The organism is Candidatus Peribacteria bacterium, from assembly GCA_023038255.1.
GTDB lineage: Bacteria > Patescibacteriota > Gracilibacteria > Peribacterales > Peribacteraceae > CALREJ01.
In genome coordinates this window covers 712,334-727,885 of sequence record CP082927.1, presented here as the reverse complement: position 1 = coordinate 727,885, position 15,552 = coordinate 712,334, and the positions used below count along the sequence as shown (strand labels likewise).

Here is a 15,552-nt window from a genome sequence, read left to right as displayed (position 1 = left end):
CTTTTTTGCTAGTATGCAGCTATGTCTGATGTAAGAATTTCCACCTTCGAAGCCGACTCCCAGAAAGTGATTGCTTTCATGCAAAGCGAGTTTGCAGGTTTGCAGACCGGTCGCGCATCTGCGGCTCTTGTGGAAAATATTGATGTCGATGCCTATGACCAGCGCATGAATATGAAGGCGGTCGCGGGAATCAGCGTGCAGGATGCAAAGACGATTGTGATCCAGCCCTGGGACAGAACGGTTCTGTCTGCCATTGAAAAAGCTATTCAGCAGTCGAGTCTGGGTTTGAACCCTATGAACGATGGCGTCGTTATTCGCCTGACTCTTCCTGCTATGACCGAGGAGCGTCGTGAACAGCTGAAGAAACTTGTGCATAAAATGGCGGAAGAGGCGCGCATTTCCGTGCGCCAGGCTCGCCAGAAGGCGCAGGACAGTATCAAGCAGGAGGCGAATGAAACACTCAAAGGAAGCCTTACCAACGAACTGCAGAAGGCTGTAGACAAAGCGAATGAGCGCATCGATGAACTCCGTGCGGCGAAAGAGGAAGAAGTGATGAAAGTCTGACGAAGTTATTGGTTCTGGTTATTAGTTATTGGTTTATGGATCGAAGAATTTGCCTGCTGGCTCATAATGTCCGTTCGCTCTGGAACGTCGGATCGTTTTTCCGGACGTGTGATGCGATGGGCGTGGAGAAGATGTATCTGACCGGGTACACAGGTATTCCGCCGCGCAGAGAAATTACAAAAGTGGCGATCGGGGCGGAGGAGTTTGTGCCGTGGGAACAGTATGCTGACCCGCTTGAGATTCTGACAAAGTTAAAAGAAGACGGCTGGAGTCTTGTGGCACTGGAAATTACGCCTGACGCCATCGACATCATCAACTATCAACCAGCAGACAACGTGTGTCTGATTGTTGGTCATGAACTCACAGGAGTGCCGCCGGAGATTTTATCGCTCTGTGATGCGACGGTGATGATCCCGATGCTGGGACAAAAGGAATCGCTCAACGTGGCGGTTGCGGCTGGCATAGCTCTCCATCAATTACGAGTGTGAAAGTTAGAACGTTTGAAGGGTTTAAAGTTTCTACAAAAGTAAAAAGCCCGTCACTTTTGACGAGCTCTTTACCGTACAACATTTATTTTTTAACCTTTAACGTTTAAACAAACATGATCACATAATTTTCTTGTAGCGCTCGTACTTCACGCGGAGCACTGCGCCGTAGCCGATCAGGACGGCAACTGTTGTCACAATCCAGCCGACAATCGGCAGAATGCCAACAATCTTGAGTGCGAGGAAAATACCGAGGCTGATGCCGAAGATCATCCAGTTGTTCCACTTCTTCTTGTACTGCGCCTCAATGTAGCGCGCAAAGACCATGGCGGTGACTGCCTTTGCAAAGAGGAGACTGAGAGCGAAGAGCAGTGCGACAGCAATCGCGATCGGGAGTCCGATAACGGTAATGAGAAGAAGGACTGTTGCGATCGGGGTAAGGAGGAAATAGAGCAGACCGGTCAGGAAGCTCACGCCCGGCTTGGATTTCAGAACTTTTGCAGAATCCTTGAAGAACGTTTTCGTCAGAAGTACAAAGAGTCCGATCATCAGCGCTCCGGACAGAACGGAGTAGATGGTGATAGCCGTAATAAATGCTGCGAGAATACCGAGACCTTTCTCTGTCTCCGGCTTGTCGTTCATGGCAAATGCAGGATCGAACGTTGCGGTTCCGCGCACCATGGAGCCGAAATCCTGCTCACCGGTCGGAAGCCAGTAGGTGAGGTTTTTGTTGAAGAGAGTGGTGGATGCAGTGGTGAGAGTGCGTGCTGCGATAATAGTGTTGCCGAGCATCTGCCCTGTTACATCTATTGAATCACTCTGCACATCGGCGTCGCCGCGGATGATGCCATGAAGCACTGCAGATCCGCCCCGGATTTTCAGTGTTCCGGATACGTTTCCATCAATGGTTGTTTCGCCGGCCAGAGAGAGGACGCTGCCGCCCACTTCCACACCCTGCTGGATACGGACGTTTCCGCCGCCGACCAGGATATTGCCGCGCACATTTTTCATGATGACGACGGTTCCGCCGAATACGCGGACGTTTCCGCCGACAGTGTTGCCGAGAATGACAGTGCCGCCCATTGCCTGGACGCTGCCGGTGACGGGCGCGTTCACCGTAACAGTGCCGCCGCCGACGATGAGATCGCCCGTGACAGGCTGATTCACACTGATCTCATTGCCTCCGACATAGCGGTCAGAACCAATGGATGTGATAAATGTTTGGCTGCCGTTTGCGGCAAGCGCAAGAGGAGCCGCCGTCAGAAGAGACGCAGTCAGCAGACTGAGTGCCGTAAATTTTTTCATGAACAAAAGGGGAAGGAGGTTCTTAGTATAAGAGACTGTACGTCAGGTCTGTAATGCAAAGTTTTAAAATTGTTCCTTATATGCAATCAATCGGATCAATGTCGACGACTGCATCACTCAGATCCAGGGAGGGGAGTATGGTCCGCAGATCTTTTCCTCTAAGCAGTACGTGCCACACCTTTCCACCGCCGAATAGTGTCGGTGCGACGCTTGCCTGTGCCTTCATGTCCTCCTCATGAATGAAGCGGAGAATGGCAGCGTGCAGTTTTTTTGCGTTTTGTTCGGCGCGTTCTTCACGGAGAATAAACCGAATCATTTCGGTGGATGGGGGATAGTGCAGTTGCTCGCGGAGGGTGAGTTCTGTTTCCAGATAATCGCGTGTTCTGTGCTGCGATGCCGCGACCACCTCGACTGCTTCGGGTCTAAATGTCTGCACGATCACTTCGCCCTGCTGCGCGCGTCCGCTTCTTCCTGTCAGCTGCGTGAGCAACTGAAACACGCGTTCGCCTGCGCGGAAGTGGGGGAGCGAGAGTCCGATGTCCGCAATCATCACAACCGCAAGTGTGACGCCCGGCAGATCGAGTCCTTTCACCACAGATTGTGTGCCAAATAAAATATCCGCTTCCCGATCGCGCATTTTCTTCAGAAGAGTGCGCATCTGTTCCGGATACTGAAGCACATCGCTGTCAGCGCGGAGAATGCGCGCCTGCGGAAATTGTGCTGCGAGAATGTCTTCCACTTTCTGTGTACCCGCGCCAACGGGGAGAAGATCGTGTGCACCACAGTGCGGACAATCCGCAGGAAGATTCGCGGTCACTCCGGAAAAATGATCAAGCAAAAACGGCTGGCCGTATGATGAACGGTGCAGCGTGAACGGCAATTGTGATTCCGGTGAGACCAATCTCTTTCTGCACTTCAGACACAGAATCGCACTTGCCATACCGCGACGGTTTAAAAAGAGCACCGTCTGTTCACCTTTTTTCAGACGGTCACCGATGGCAGCAAGGAGAGTGGGGGAGAACGGGTACAGGGAGCCAAAATTCACAGTCGCAAGATCGACAACTTTTACGGTGGGAAGAGACTGGTTTTTGTACCGCTCCGGAAGTTCTGTCATATGATACCGCCCGCTCTTCACACGCGACCACGCTTCAAGCGATGGCGTTGCGGTTCCCATCACCAATTTTGCGCCGGCAAACTCGCACAACTTTTCTGCAGTCTCGCGCGCATGATATCGCGGCGTCTGTTCATTTTTGTACGTCCACTCATGTTCTTCATCCATGATGATGAGTCCGAGTTTGTGACACGGTGCAAACAGAGCAGAGCGTGACCCAATCACCAGTGCCGCTTCACCACTGCGGATGCGCATCCATTCACTTCTGCGTGATGCCGGCGTGAGCCGGCTGTGGAGCACGGCAATGCGATCGCGGTTAAAGAGAGTTTCAAATCGGTGGATAATGTGTTCGGTCAAAAGAATTTCCGGCACGAGGAGAATCGATTGCTTTCCTGCTTTTGCCGCATCGGAGATCATCTGCGAATATACTTCTGTTTTTCCGCTTCCGGTAATACCAAACAGCAGTGACGGTCGTTTTTCTTTTTTCATCTCCTCATATGCACTTTGCTGCAGTGGCGTGAGAGTGGGGGGTGTCCCCGCAAACACATACGGCTTGATCTCTACTGCGTCCGGAGAATGTGATTCCTCTTCTATGCTTCCGAGTTCTTTCAATCGTTTGATGATGGCTGCACTCACATCTGTTTCTTTTTTTACATCACTCACGCTCATCCAGCCTTCCCGCCGCAGTGTATCAATGACTACCTGCTGCTTCGGCGTCAGCTTTTCCGGTTCTTTGATGAAGCGATAGCCCGGAATATTTTTCGGGATCAGTGTTCTCCAGGGTGGTGACGGCAAAAACGGCGTCATCGCTGACCGCAGTGAGCAGTAATAGTAGTCCGCCATCCACTGCAGGGTTTTGAGCTGTGCAGTACTCAGGACCGGTTCCTTGCTGATAATTTCGTCGATCGGTTTCAGGGTAAAACCTTCTTCGTCCAGCGGTCCGTTGTCCGTAGAAAGGACGATTCCTTCCATCTCTTTTTTGCGGACAGAGATGCGCACGAGCATGCCCGGCTCCACGGTCAGATCGCCCGTTTCGTAACTGAGGCCATTATGGATGCCCGGTGAGCGTGAATTGACCAGAACGGTACAGCGCATGGACAAAGTATACCCTTCTCTAGCCGAACGTGTGTTTTTTGCTAGAATGTCTGCGTTCGGGGCGTAGCTCAGTTGGCTAGAGTATCTGCTTTGGGAGCAGAGGGTCGCGAGTTCGAGTCCCGCCGCCCCGACCATTCGTCACTTTTTCTCACAGCGAGCCGTTTCTATCGGACAATAAAATACCCCCAGCCCGTGGAGGTATTTCTCCGTTAGACTGAGGGTGGTTAGCCGCTCATCTCACTTTTACTTTCGGATGCTATCGATGTTCCGTGCTCGGCTCATTAACATCAGATAAATTCCAATGCTGAGCAAGGACACGAGAGCTCCCATTTCCATACAAAACTTTGGTGAAAAGCCTTGCTTGAACATGAGTGCAGCTGCCATGCATCCAAAGACTGCTCCAAACAAAAGACCCATCTTGACCATCGCAACTCTCCGATTTTAATGAGCGCTATGCCTGTATTGGCCGGCGCTCAACCTTAGGGTTAAGCACTGATCCAATGATCAGGCTTTTAACATTATAAACATAATATTAAATATTGTCAATATTTGTATTATTCCTGAATAAATCCGCGCACCTGACTTTCCCACAATCTTGCATAGATTCCTTTTTTCGCGATCAATTCTTCATGATTACCATCTTCCAAAACCACACCTTTATCGAGCACAATGATGCGATCCATCATTCTGAGTGTCGACAGACGATGGGCGATAGCGAGGACTGTTTTGCCCTGCATAAGCTGTTGGAGTGCCTGCTGAATGGCAGTTTCACTCTCACTATCAAGCGCGCTCGTTGCTTCATCGAGCACAAGAATCGGAGCATTCTTCAGAATGGCTCTCGCAATGGCAATACGCTGACGCTGTCCGCCGCTCAGTTTCACACCACGCTCTCCGACGAGAGTGTCATATCCTTTTGCAGTCTTGAGAATAAAAGCATCAGCCTGCGCCATTTTTGCAGCGGCCAGTACGTCATCGTCGGTTGCATCCAGTCTGCCGTAACGGATGTTTTCGCGGATGGTGCGGTGAAAGAGGGAGGTGTCCTGTGGTACGAGTGCAATCTGGTGACGCAGACTTTTCTGGGTGATGCGTCCGATGTTTTGATCATCAATCAGAATGTCGCCGTGCTGAATGTCGTACTGCCGGAGGAGAATGGATGTCAGTGATGTCTTCCCGGCACCGCTGTGTCCCACGAGTCCGACTTTCTGTCCGGGTTGAATCAGGAGATTGAAGTGATCAAACACCGTCTGATTGCCGTAGGAAAATGTTACATCGCGGAATTCGACTTTTCCTTCATGTACAGCCAGGTGTTCTGCTTCCTGTATGTCGACGATTTCATGCGGGACAAGTAGTTCGTTCAGCCCCTCTTTTGCCTGACTGTAGAAATCCGTGAAACGATTCATTTCATTGCCGATCGCAAAAATCTGCCTGATGAGCTGCAGCATGAGTCCGATGATCATCACCACATCTCCGACCGTGATAAGACTCTGTTCCAGTAACCGGATCAGCACCCAGAACACCACGCCCATGAAGAGCGCCTGCATGACATTTCCCGTCACTAAAATCCATTCCGAATAAAACCAGTTTCTGATTCCCGAGCGTTCGTATTCACCCATGTAGGTTTGCAGATGTGCCATTTCATATTCCTGATGCGCATTCTGATGCACTGCGGAAATATTGGATGCACTGTCGACCATGGTGCCGCGCATTTTTGAGACATTCTCGGCAAAGGCGATAGCATGTTTTCTTTTGCCGAACACCAGAGCCAGATTGATACCAATGTACAGGATCGTCCATCCAGCAAGGATAAGAGAAAAGAGAATGTTTGCCTGTGCTGCAGTGTAAAAACCGACGATGATAGTGATGACGAGCGGTAGAAACTGCCACAAAATGTTCTGCATGATTTTATCGACGCCTTCTGCGACGTTTGAGATTTTATTGGTGAGCGCTCCTGCAAAACGGTTATTAAAATAATTTGAACTGTGATGCGTCAGATACTGAAAAAGAGTCGTATATCCGTTCGTGCGTGCGTACGTCATCCATCTCATGCCGCAAAATCCGCTCATTCTCCAGATGCAACCGGTCACCAGTGTCACGGCAACATAGACGGTCGCCCAGTACCGGACATCCCGCATATCTCTGACGGTGGTTTCCATGGTCAGCAGAATGCTATCAATCAGTGTTTTCAGAAGCAGGTTCAGGAGTCCATCGAGCGTACTTCCAAGAGTGACAGCAAAAAGTGCGCCTACAGCCCACGGCCAGTACGGTCTGGTTGCGAAGAGTCCAAAAGCGAATGGTGTGCGTGGGATTGTTTTCATAGAGGGAAGAATCCATGCTAGCAGACTCAATGGTTTCCCGCAGAAAAAAGCCACAAAAAAGGGCGGAGAATCTCCACCCTTTTTCTATTCTCAACAAAGAAGAATTTATTTCTTGCCGCCGAATCCGACACCCAAACAAACGAGTGCAATTGCAGCGTGCAGGTAGTTATCAGCCTGGTTGATCACGAAGAGACCGAGAATATCGGTGCCACTCATGAATCCGAGGACTGTCACAAGAGCGTATACAACGCCGAAGATGATGAGATACAGGCGTGCGTATGAGAGACCGGCTGAGACGGCGATCAATCCGACGATACCGCTCAGGAGGTGAATAACGTTGTGGACTGTATCGACTTCGAAAATGCCGAGGATCGGATCATTTACGAAACCGAGAAGACCGACAACAAGGAGCACGACGCCCAGAATCCAGGTAACTGTCTTGATCATGGAAGGAAGGGGGATGGGGTAAAAAGAGAACAAAGCCGATTATATCATGACTTGATGCCAAAGTGTACCGATTGGATGTTTCTGCAACTCATTTTTATGACACATCGTTAAACATTCTCATGCTGAAACGTTTCATCGATACTTTTTATTTCTGCTATGCTCTTTGTTCTATGGCTCAATCATCCGCTCCCATCGCATACCGGCTCCGTCCCACACAACTTTCGCAGTACGTGGGGCAGACGCATATTGTGGGAGAAGGAACAGCACTTCGCCAGGCCATTGAACACGACGCACTCTCGTCGGTACTTTTATCCGGTCCGCCGGGAACGGGGAAAACAACGCTCGCCAAAATCATCGCTGAGGCCACAAAGGCGCAGTTCGTGCAGGTGAATGCGGTCATGAGTGGGGTCAAGGAGTTGAAGGAAATCTGTCTGGAAGCCGAAAGAATGCTCACGACGTTCAAGCAGAAAACGGTCTTGTTTATTGATGAAATCCATCGCTTCAACAAAGCGCAGCAGGATGCGCTTCTGCCTTTTGTGGAAAACGGTACCGTGATTCTGATTGGGGCTACGACGGAAAATCCGTACTTTGAAGTGAACCCGGCGCTTGTCTCTCGTTCGCATGTCTATCTGCTGAAACCGTTGACAGTAGAGGAGCTTGTGTCGATTCTGAAGCGAGCACTGAACGACAAAGCAGGATACGGCGGAGCGGTGCGCGTGACAGATGACGCATTGGAGCGCATTGCGCAGATCAGCAACGGTGACGCACGTATTGCGCTCAATGCACTGGAGCTTGCGGTCATGACATCCGGAAACAGTATCACCATTGCACAGGCGAATGCGCTGTTTCAGGAACGTGCAAAACGGTATGACAACGGAGGAGAGGATCACTACAACACCATCTCTGCATTTATAAAAACGCTGAGAGGAAGCGATGTCGACGCGGCCCTTGTCTGGCTTTTCAAGATGATCGAGAGTGGAGAGGAGCCTCGATTCCTCTTCCGCCGCATGCTGATTTTTGCATCGGAAGATATTGGCAACGCCGATCCGCAGGCATTACAAATGGTCCTCAGCGCGCAACAGGCCTTTGAAGTCGTTGGACTACCGGAAGGGGAGTACTTCCTTGCTCATGCGTGTATCTACCTCGCGCAAGCCCCGAAGAGCGATGGCGTGAAACATGCGATGGGTGCCGTGAAGCAGGCAATCAGGCAGCAGCCAACACTCGAAGTGCCGAATCACCTCCGCAATGCGCCGGTGAAAGGAATGAAGCAGCAGGGGTATGGTGACGGATATTTGTATCCGCATGATGCGGAAGAAGGTGTGGTTCCCGCGAACTATTTCCCGGTCGGCATGCAGCCGCAGGAGTTTTATGTCCCGGTCGACAGGGGATATGAAACGGATATCAGGACTAGAATTGCCAAAGCGAAGCAGATCATCCATCAGCAATGATTGCTGGCTGCTATTGCTAATATAAGTAAAAAATGTTATAATATAAAAAACACATGCGAACCACATACCCCCATCCTTCGACGACGCTCAGGACGAGCATCGCGTTTAGACCCTTTGGCTTTAGCTATGAGGAATTGCCTGCATTCCATGCAGCGTACTTCATGCTAGCGGTCATTTTTGCCGGTATTTTCAATCTGGGATTCTTTGCGGTTCTGATTGGGCTGCATCTTGTGCTCGACTTCATCAAATACCGCTTTTATCTCCGCAAAAAAAGAGCAAATGCTGCATTCACCGTGTTCCGTGAGAGTATTGCCGATATTGCACTGTTCTTCCTGGCATTGAGCTCTGTTGTGTATCTGCATTCCACTCTGCCGATTATCGCAGGACTGAGCGGGACCAAACTGACACACGTCATTGTCATGCGCGGTCTGGCAGTCCTCCTTCCGAAACTTACGATTCTTCATCACACATTGCGTATAGTCTTCAATGTTCCTGCCTATCTGCACACACCGACCGAACGTCCGCGCAGATTCTGGTCACTTGCAGAATGTGTGTATGCATCGACGCTGTGTCTGTCGCTGTTCTTCCTTGCAATCGCCCCGGGTATTCTTGGACTGAGTATTGCTGAATTCAAAGAGATGCTTCTGGAGCAGCTGATTCCGTGGAATATCTGATGTTGAGATTCTAACTTTCAGGAGAAGAGATCTGGGGCACCATTCGGGAAGAGATCGGCCTCAATCTCTTTTGTGAATGTGTACCACGTATCGTGGTCCACTGATTTTTGACCGTTTCCGTAGCGCATGACGAAGTCGTCAAAGCGTTCGTTGACTGTGACAATCCGGTCCATCAGGCAGCGTTTATCTGCATAGAACAGCAGTTTCTGCTCAACGGTCTGCATGGAGGGAAGGGGAGCACGCAACCCGTGGGTTTCCACTATTTGTGAGAGAACGGAAAATCCTTCCTCTGCGAGGAACTGACTGCAGGCTGCCTCGTGTTTCCCAACCGGATAGCGCTTTTTCCATATCTCCCAGGTCTGCAATGTCTCCGCTGTTTCGACAATGCCCACCGGCCGTACTCCTTTAAAATCCACAAACCGCAGAAGATCGTGCAGACGTGCAGCTGCAACAAGTGCGTCTTTGCGGACAATCTGTCCGTTTGCAATCAATGCATCTGCAAGCATTGACGATACGCGGGCGACTGCTTCACAGTGTGCGGTAATATGCGGAGAAATCATGGTTTCCGCACGCCAGTCATCAATCTGTTTTTCGGTTGGAATGTCCGTGTCACCAAACTGTGCCCGGAGATGGCGTCCGCTTCCGTCTTCTTCCAGATGCAGACTGATGGCGTACCGGTCTTTCATGCTGTCCGGGAGTCTGTTTGCCCACTCAATACAGCGGATGCCTGGCAGGTCCTCTGTCGATTCCACCAGCTGGACACTGTCGCGCTCGTTCAATCGGTACAGATCCAGGTGAATGAGCGGAAGATCGCGGTTTGTGGCATATCGCTGCTCCAGAGCGTACGTCGGACTGGTGAGCGGATCTGTAATGCCGAGTTTTTTTGCAAATCCCTGGAGGAAGGTGGTCTTTCCAGCGCCCAGATCGCCAGTCAGGAAAATCGTGATGGAATCGCCGTAGAGCGAATCAGCCAAAGATTCACCAGCAAAACGGGTTTTTTCCGCATCAGACAGCCGGAGGTGGAGGGGATGGTTCATTGACTTATTGATACAAAAATGATATTATAGGAGTAAATCTACATAAACAAATATCCTATGCACCTAACGAAGATCAAATCGGCAAAGAAAGCAGGTTTTTCAAAAAAAGTGATTCGCCGCCGGAAAGATCCGCCGAAGCAGACGATTGCGTACATGAAACAGAAGTCATCATTCCTGGTGGCCGTATTGTCGCTCGTCGCGTTTATTACAGGAAACATGGTAGGGGAGCATGGATGGTACGCTTTCTGGAAAGCAGCACTTGGTAACTACGATGATAGTCTGATCGCCTACACCGGAACAGTCCCTCCGATTGCGTATGTCCCGGATTATTCCAAGTGGTCGACCTACGGAGGAAATGCAGAGGAAAATACCTACCGCCAGATTCCGCAGGATCTTCTTATTCCGCTTCCGGCATACGATTCCCAGCATGAGCGGACGAAGAGCGGTGATGAAGGAGGAGATGTCTACTCCGTTGCCTACATGGGAGATTACGATAAGGGTATTGAAGGAAAGGGCAGTCACCCGGGTGTCGATATCCGTGTTCCGGTCGGCACTCCTATCCGCTCGATTGCAAATGGTGTTGTGACGGTTGTGAAAAATGATTCCAATGGATTCGGTCAGTTAATCGTCATCCGCCACCCGCACATGCCGGATCCGTCCAATCCTGATTACGAAACAGTGCTCCACTCCGTGTATGCTCACTTGAGTGCACAGCTTGTCGCTGTTGGTGACACTGTGCAGAAGGGTCAGCAGATCGGACTCTCCGGTAAAACCGGTGATGCATCCGGCCCGCACCTCCACTTCCAGGTCGACCGTGATGAAGCTCCGTGGCATCCGTACTGGCCGTTTACCGGTGAGGAACTGCGTCAGGCCAATCTGAATACCTACACTGCCGTCAATAAAGGATTCAAGCAGGACATTGCCTATCAGTACACGGTAAACCCGTCTGTGGTCGCACAGATGAACTATCCTGCTGCAAAGTATAAGCAGTCAGCTCCAACAACTGTTGCATCTAATACTGTCAAAAAGCCGACAACCGTTGTGAAAGCGACGGAACCGAAACTGACTGCTGCACAGCTTGCAGCCAAGCGCCGCGCAGACCGCGTTGCTCTTGCAGCGACCCGTCCGGTTGTGACGCAGACCGTTGCAACTGCTACAAAGCCGACGGTCATTCAGAAGCAAACAGTGGTTTCCGGTACACAGCCGGCTGAAGCACTCGCTCCCGCTCCGGTTATTGTCGCTGCTCCTCCGGTCAAAACCATTCACACAATTACGATTGAAACAGCTTCCAAATATACAGAACGCAAATGGCAGACGGTTCGTCTGACTCTCAAGGATGCAGACAATAAGACAATCTCCGGAGAGTCACTCTCCCAGAAAGTCTACATGCGTACCGCCTACGGTGACGCTGAATTCGAGCCAGCCGTGCTCACAGGGAAAGACTTCAAGAACGGTGTTGCGACTGTGCAGATGCTCCCGCGCGGACAGCGTACGGTTGTCATCCAGCTTCAGCCTCTGAATATTCTGAGCAGCCCGGTGCAGTACGCCGGGGAATAAGGGTGGGCTTCAGGTAGATTTCTACAAAAAATCCCTCACGGCCTTGCGGCTCTGAGGGATTTTTTGATAGTTGCTGATTCTTATTTTGCAGAACGAGCTGCTGCGCGGGAGGCAGCATTGGATTTGCTCGGTGTCAGTGTTGCGCGGCCGCCGAGGTCGAACGTGACCGTCAGTGTGCTGGTGGCATCGACAGTATCATCTTCAGGGTCATAGGTGCCGTAACCGTCAGCCCATGTGCTGAGGTTTGCGCTGGTGATAGTCGTCAGACGCTTGCCGAGCAGTTTTTCGAAGACTGCCTTGCGTGCGTTGAGCTGCGTTGCGAGCTCATCGAGAATGCTGAGTTCGTGTGTCTGCGTGTTCACGAGACGTACGTCCCAGCTGACGGAGCAGCCTTTTCCTTCCACATAATCACTGATTGCTTCGACTTTGCTTCTGTTGGTGATGCGGATGAAGATGCTCAGAGTAGCGTTGAAGGAATCCGTCGATACACCGGTACCGTCGTAGTACGGGTATGCGGATACAGAGCCGGACTTGCGGACACGGCCGTCTGCACCAACAAAGTTCTTGATGTCGGTGTACACCTGCTGCAGCATGTCGCGAGCAGCCTGACGGGATGCCATTTTGCCGCTTTCACAGTAGGCGTTGATAGCCACAAAATCCGGCTTCAGATTTTTTGTGACAGACGCAGAGACCTGCACGCCGGCCGGGTTACCAGGATAGTAAATGGAAGAATCCATCATATAACCGCCGCCCTTTCCGTCGACTGCTGCAGGCATAGCGGGGGAAATAACATCCAGCAATTCATCGGTTGTGACAGGATCTGCTGCCGGCTCTACAGCTGCTGTTGCTGCAAAGGCAGACATTGGTGCGCTGAGCGTGATAGCGGACGCGACAAGGAGGGAAAGAGATCGGGACATGTGAGAGGAGTGAGGAAATAGGAAGTAGGCGAGAGGGTTTTGGCCTAAGTTGAGACTATGACGCAATGATGATGCTTCTCTTACAAAGTATTTATGGACGATCAATTGATTTTGGTGCGCTGTACCACGAAAGCCCAAGCATCAGCAGAAACAGACAAAGAGCGGCGATGAGTTTCTGGAAGGAACTGAGGAACAGTGCCGTCGATCCAAAAAGTAATCCGATGGATGCTGTGAGGGCAATAACCTGACGTGGTGACCAGCCTTTCGCGAGGAGCCGGTGATGCAGATGTTCGCCGGACTGACTTCCTTTCATGGGGGATTTTCCCTGCAGAATGCGGCGCATAATCACAAAGAAACTGTCGATGAGCGGCACGCCAAGAACGAGGAATGCAGTTGCGACTTTACCGCCTGCAAAAATGGTCAGCGTCCCAAGCATCAGTCCGAAGAACATTGATCCACTGTCTCCAAGGACCACGCGGGGTGGCGGCACATCAAACAGAAAACAGGCGATAGCGATACCAGCAAGAATGAATGCGAGGAGAGCCAGTTCTGGCTGATTCACACGGGACGAAAGTGAAAGGAGGCCGATCGTCAGAAATCCGATCACGGAGAGAATCGACACCTGTCCCGGAATGCCATCAAACCAGTTGAGTGCGTTGATAGTGAGCATCAGCCACACAACTGTAAAGACGCCGCTCCAGATGGGAAGGGTGCCGAAATACGGCACGCCGACTATCCACGTATCCAGCTTCAAAAAGGAATCGCCGAGAGGATTGGTCAGTGTGTAAATGCGTGTGCCTGTTGCGAAAATCAGCAGTGCGATCAGTACCTGAAACAGTAGTCGTGTCCCGGGGGAAAGCTGGCGGCGGTCATCTGTAAAACAGCTGATTCCGAGGAGCAGCACCCCAATGACCAATCCTGCGTGTTGCATGGTCCATACGCCATAGTTCATCAGTGCATACACAATCAAAAACGTGAGAACCCCGAGGATACCGGTGGGGTAGGGGAGACGGGCGCGGATCAGTCCGTAGCGTTCCGGGAAATCAAGCAGTCCCATGCGCGGAAACATGCGCAGTGCAAGAAGATGCAGACAGACACAGAGAAGTCCTGCAAGGAGGGGAGAGGTCAAAAGGGGAGTCACGGTTGAAAGTGTAAATGGAGAATGGAACGCTTGTCGAGCGGACCCAAAAGAACACCTCTATCCCTGGGCACGAATAGGAACAGAGGTGTTAACTGAGAGAACCCTGCGAGCTCTCTCTGCTTCAGAAGGTATTGTTAGCCATTAACCTGCAGGACCTTTCGCTAAAGTATGTGCCCTTCTGAAATAGTACTATTCATCATTGTACGATTACTTTTAAAATCGTCAACGATTGTGGATTCAATGCGCTTCGTTACAATGCCTCCATGCCTACGTATCCCACACTTTCCGAAGCAGATCTGAACGGTAAACGGGTGCTGCTTCGTGCTGGTTTTGATTTGCCGATTGAAGACGGTGTTGTCACCGATATCACGAGAGTGGAAGCTCTCGTACCGACCATGCGTTATATTTTGGATCACGGAGCGTCACTCATTCTGATGTCGCATCAGGGGCGGCCGAAGGGCAGAGCGAATCCTGCATTCACCCAGCGTCCCCTTATCCCCGTTCTCGAAAAACTGCTCGGGACGACCGTACACTTTGCACCGATGTCGACCGGTGGTGAAACGTATGCACAGGCGATGGAATTAAAAGCGGGGGAGGTGCTGTTGCTCGAAAATCTGCGGTTTGATCCGCGGGAAGAGCTGAATGATGAGGCGTTTGCCAAACAGCTTGCGAGTCTGGGCGATGTGTATGTGAACGATGCGTTCACGAATTGCCACCGTGCACATGCCAGTATGATCGGTATTCCACGGCTGCTTCCTTCCTATATGGGATTGCAGCTGGAGCAGGAAGTCCTGCATCTTTCCAAGGTAACCGAGAATCCTGCCCGCCCGCTTGCGCTCATTATCAGCGGCGCAAAAATGGAAACAAAGATTCCGGTCATTCAGTTCTTCCTCGGAAAAGGCGACGACATTCTGCTTGGTGGTGCCATGGCCAACACGTTCATTGCAGCGACCGGAAAAGACGTCGGCTCCTCCTTGTTTGAAGCGGATTATGGAGAGAGTGCCAGAGAAATGCTTGTGCATTCTGACGGTGCGCGCATTCATGTTCCGGCTGATGTGATTGTTGCCCCTGCGATGACGCAGGAAGCAGAGTCGTCCACTGTCTCTGTTGATGCTATCCCGCACACACAGGCAATTTATGACCTTGGCGAAAAAACGGTGGATGCGTATATTGCCGCGATTGAAAAGGCTGCCACCATCGTCTGGAACGGACCGCTCGGTGTGTATGAAATAGAGCAGTTTGCCGGTGCCAGCCTGCGCATTGCCACAGCTGTCAGTGATGCCACCAAGCGTGGTGCTGTCACGATCATCGGTGGTGGTGACACGATCGACCTTCATACGAAATACAATCTGTCACTTGATGCCTATACATTCGTGAGTACTGGCGGCGGCGCCATGCTCGAATTTGTATCGGGTCAGGAATTACCGGCGCTTACTGCATTGCGTAATTAGACATT

Annotated in this window: 13 protein-coding genes and 1 tRNA gene; 7 read left to right on the top strand and 7 right to left on the bottom strand. The window is 51.2% G+C overall.

What is annotated here, in order from left to right:
- Nucleotides 1-21 precede the first annotated feature (21 nt).
- Complete coding sequence (frr, locus tag K8942_03435) at nucleotides 22-564, top strand: ribosome recycling factor (protein ID UPA22092.1); 543 nt, start codon at nucleotides 22-24, stop codon at nucleotides 562-564.
- A 35-nt stretch (nucleotides 565-599) separates the two neighbouring features.
- Nucleotides 600-1,052: an RNA methyltransferase gene (locus tag K8942_03430; GenBank protein ID UPA22091.1), complete on the top strand. Its 453-nt coding sequence runs from the start codon at nucleotides 600-602 to the stop codon at nucleotides 1,050-1,052.
- Between the two features lie 117 nt (nucleotides 1,053-1,169).
- On the opposite strand, the gene K8942_03425 is transcribed toward K8942_03430, so the two are convergent.
- Both K8942_03425 and priA read right to left on the bottom strand, forming a co-directional pair.
- On the bottom strand, nucleotides 1,170-2,354 hold the full coding sequence (locus K8942_03425) for a hypothetical protein (protein ID UPA22090.1): 1,185 nt from the start codon (nucleotides 2,352-2,354) through the stop codon (nucleotides 1,170-1,172).
- A 76-nt stretch (nucleotides 2,355-2,430) separates the two neighbouring features.
- Nucleotides 2,431-4,560 carry a primosomal protein N' gene (gene priA, locus K8942_03420; protein UPA22089.1) on the bottom strand — a complete coding sequence of 710 codons (2,130 nt, stop codon included), beginning with the start codon at nucleotides 4,558-4,560 and terminating at the stop codon, nucleotides 2,431-2,433.
- Between the two features lie 57 nt (nucleotides 4,561-4,617).
- Between priA and K8942_03415 the strand changes: the two genes are divergently transcribed.
- A tRNA-Pro gene (locus K8942_03415) sits at nucleotides 4,618-4,694 on the top strand.
- Nucleotides 4,695-5,114: 420 nt separating this feature from the next.
- Here the strand turns inward: K8942_03415 and K8942_03410 are convergent.
- Together K8942_03410 and K8942_03405 are read right to left on the bottom strand one after the other, a co-directional pair.
- Nucleotides 5,115-6,875, bottom strand: coding sequence for an ABC transporter ATP-binding protein/permease (locus tag K8942_03410; GenBank protein UPA22088.1), 1,761 nt, complete (start codon nucleotides 6,873-6,875; stop codon nucleotides 5,115-5,117).
- 105 nt (nucleotides 6,876-6,980) lie between these two features.
- On the bottom strand, nucleotides 6,981-7,322 hold the full coding sequence (locus K8942_03405) for a DUF4383 domain-containing protein (protein UPA22087.1): 342 nt from the start codon (nucleotides 7,320-7,322) through the stop codon (nucleotides 6,981-6,983).
- A 170-nt stretch (nucleotides 7,323-7,492) separates the two neighbouring features.
- Here K8942_03405 and K8942_03400 point away from each other — a divergent pair, with 170 nt between their 5' ends.
- Nucleotides 7,493-8,770, top strand: a complete 1,278-nt coding sequence (locus K8942_03400) for a replication-associated recombination protein A (protein UPA22086.1) — start codon at nucleotides 7,493-7,495, stop codon at nucleotides 8,768-8,770.
- 53 nt (nucleotides 8,771-8,823) lie between these two features.
- Nucleotides 8,824-9,444, top strand: a complete 621-nt coding sequence (locus K8942_03395; GenBank protein ID UPA22085.1) for a hypothetical protein — start codon at nucleotides 8,824-8,826, stop codon at nucleotides 9,442-9,444.
- A 17-nt stretch (nucleotides 9,445-9,461) separates the two neighbouring features.
- Here K8942_03395 and tsaE read toward each other — a convergent pair whose 3' ends face one another.
- Nucleotides 9,462-10,481, bottom strand: a complete 1,020-nt coding sequence (tsaE, locus tag K8942_03390) for a tRNA (adenosine(37)-N6)-threonylcarbamoyltransferase complex ATPase subunit type 1 TsaE (GenBank protein ID UPA22084.1) — start codon at nucleotides 10,479-10,481, stop codon at nucleotides 9,462-9,464.
- A 57-nt stretch (nucleotides 10,482-10,538) separates the two neighbouring features.
- On the opposite strand from tsaE, the gene K8942_03385 reads away from it, so the two are divergent.
- Nucleotides 10,539-12,038, top strand: a complete 1,500-nt coding sequence (locus K8942_03385) for a M23 family metallopeptidase (GenBank protein ID UPA22083.1) — start codon at nucleotides 10,539-10,541, stop codon at nucleotides 12,036-12,038.
- Between the two features lie 80 nt (nucleotides 12,039-12,118).
- Here the strand turns inward: K8942_03385 and K8942_03380 are convergent, their stop codons facing one another.
- On the bottom strand, nucleotides 12,119-12,955 hold the full coding sequence (locus K8942_03380; GenBank protein ID UPA22082.1) for a hypothetical protein: 837 nt from the start codon (nucleotides 12,953-12,955) through the stop codon (nucleotides 12,119-12,121).
- 91 nt (nucleotides 12,956-13,046) lie between these two features.
- Nucleotides 13,047-14,096 carry an undecaprenyl/decaprenyl-phosphate alpha-N-acetylglucosaminyl 1-phosphate transferase gene (locus K8942_03375; GenBank protein ID UPA22081.1) on the bottom strand — a complete coding sequence of 350 codons (1,050 nt, stop codon included), beginning with the start codon at nucleotides 14,094-14,096 and terminating at the stop codon, nucleotides 13,047-13,049.
- A 263-nt stretch (nucleotides 14,097-14,359) separates the two neighbouring features.
- Here K8942_03375 and K8942_03370 point away from each other — a divergent pair, with 263 nt between their 5' ends.
- Complete coding sequence (locus tag K8942_03370) at nucleotides 14,360-15,547, top strand: phosphoglycerate kinase (protein UPA22080.1); 1,188 nt, start codon at nucleotides 14,360-14,362, stop codon at nucleotides 15,545-15,547.
- Nucleotides 15,548-15,552: the final 5 nt, after the last annotated feature.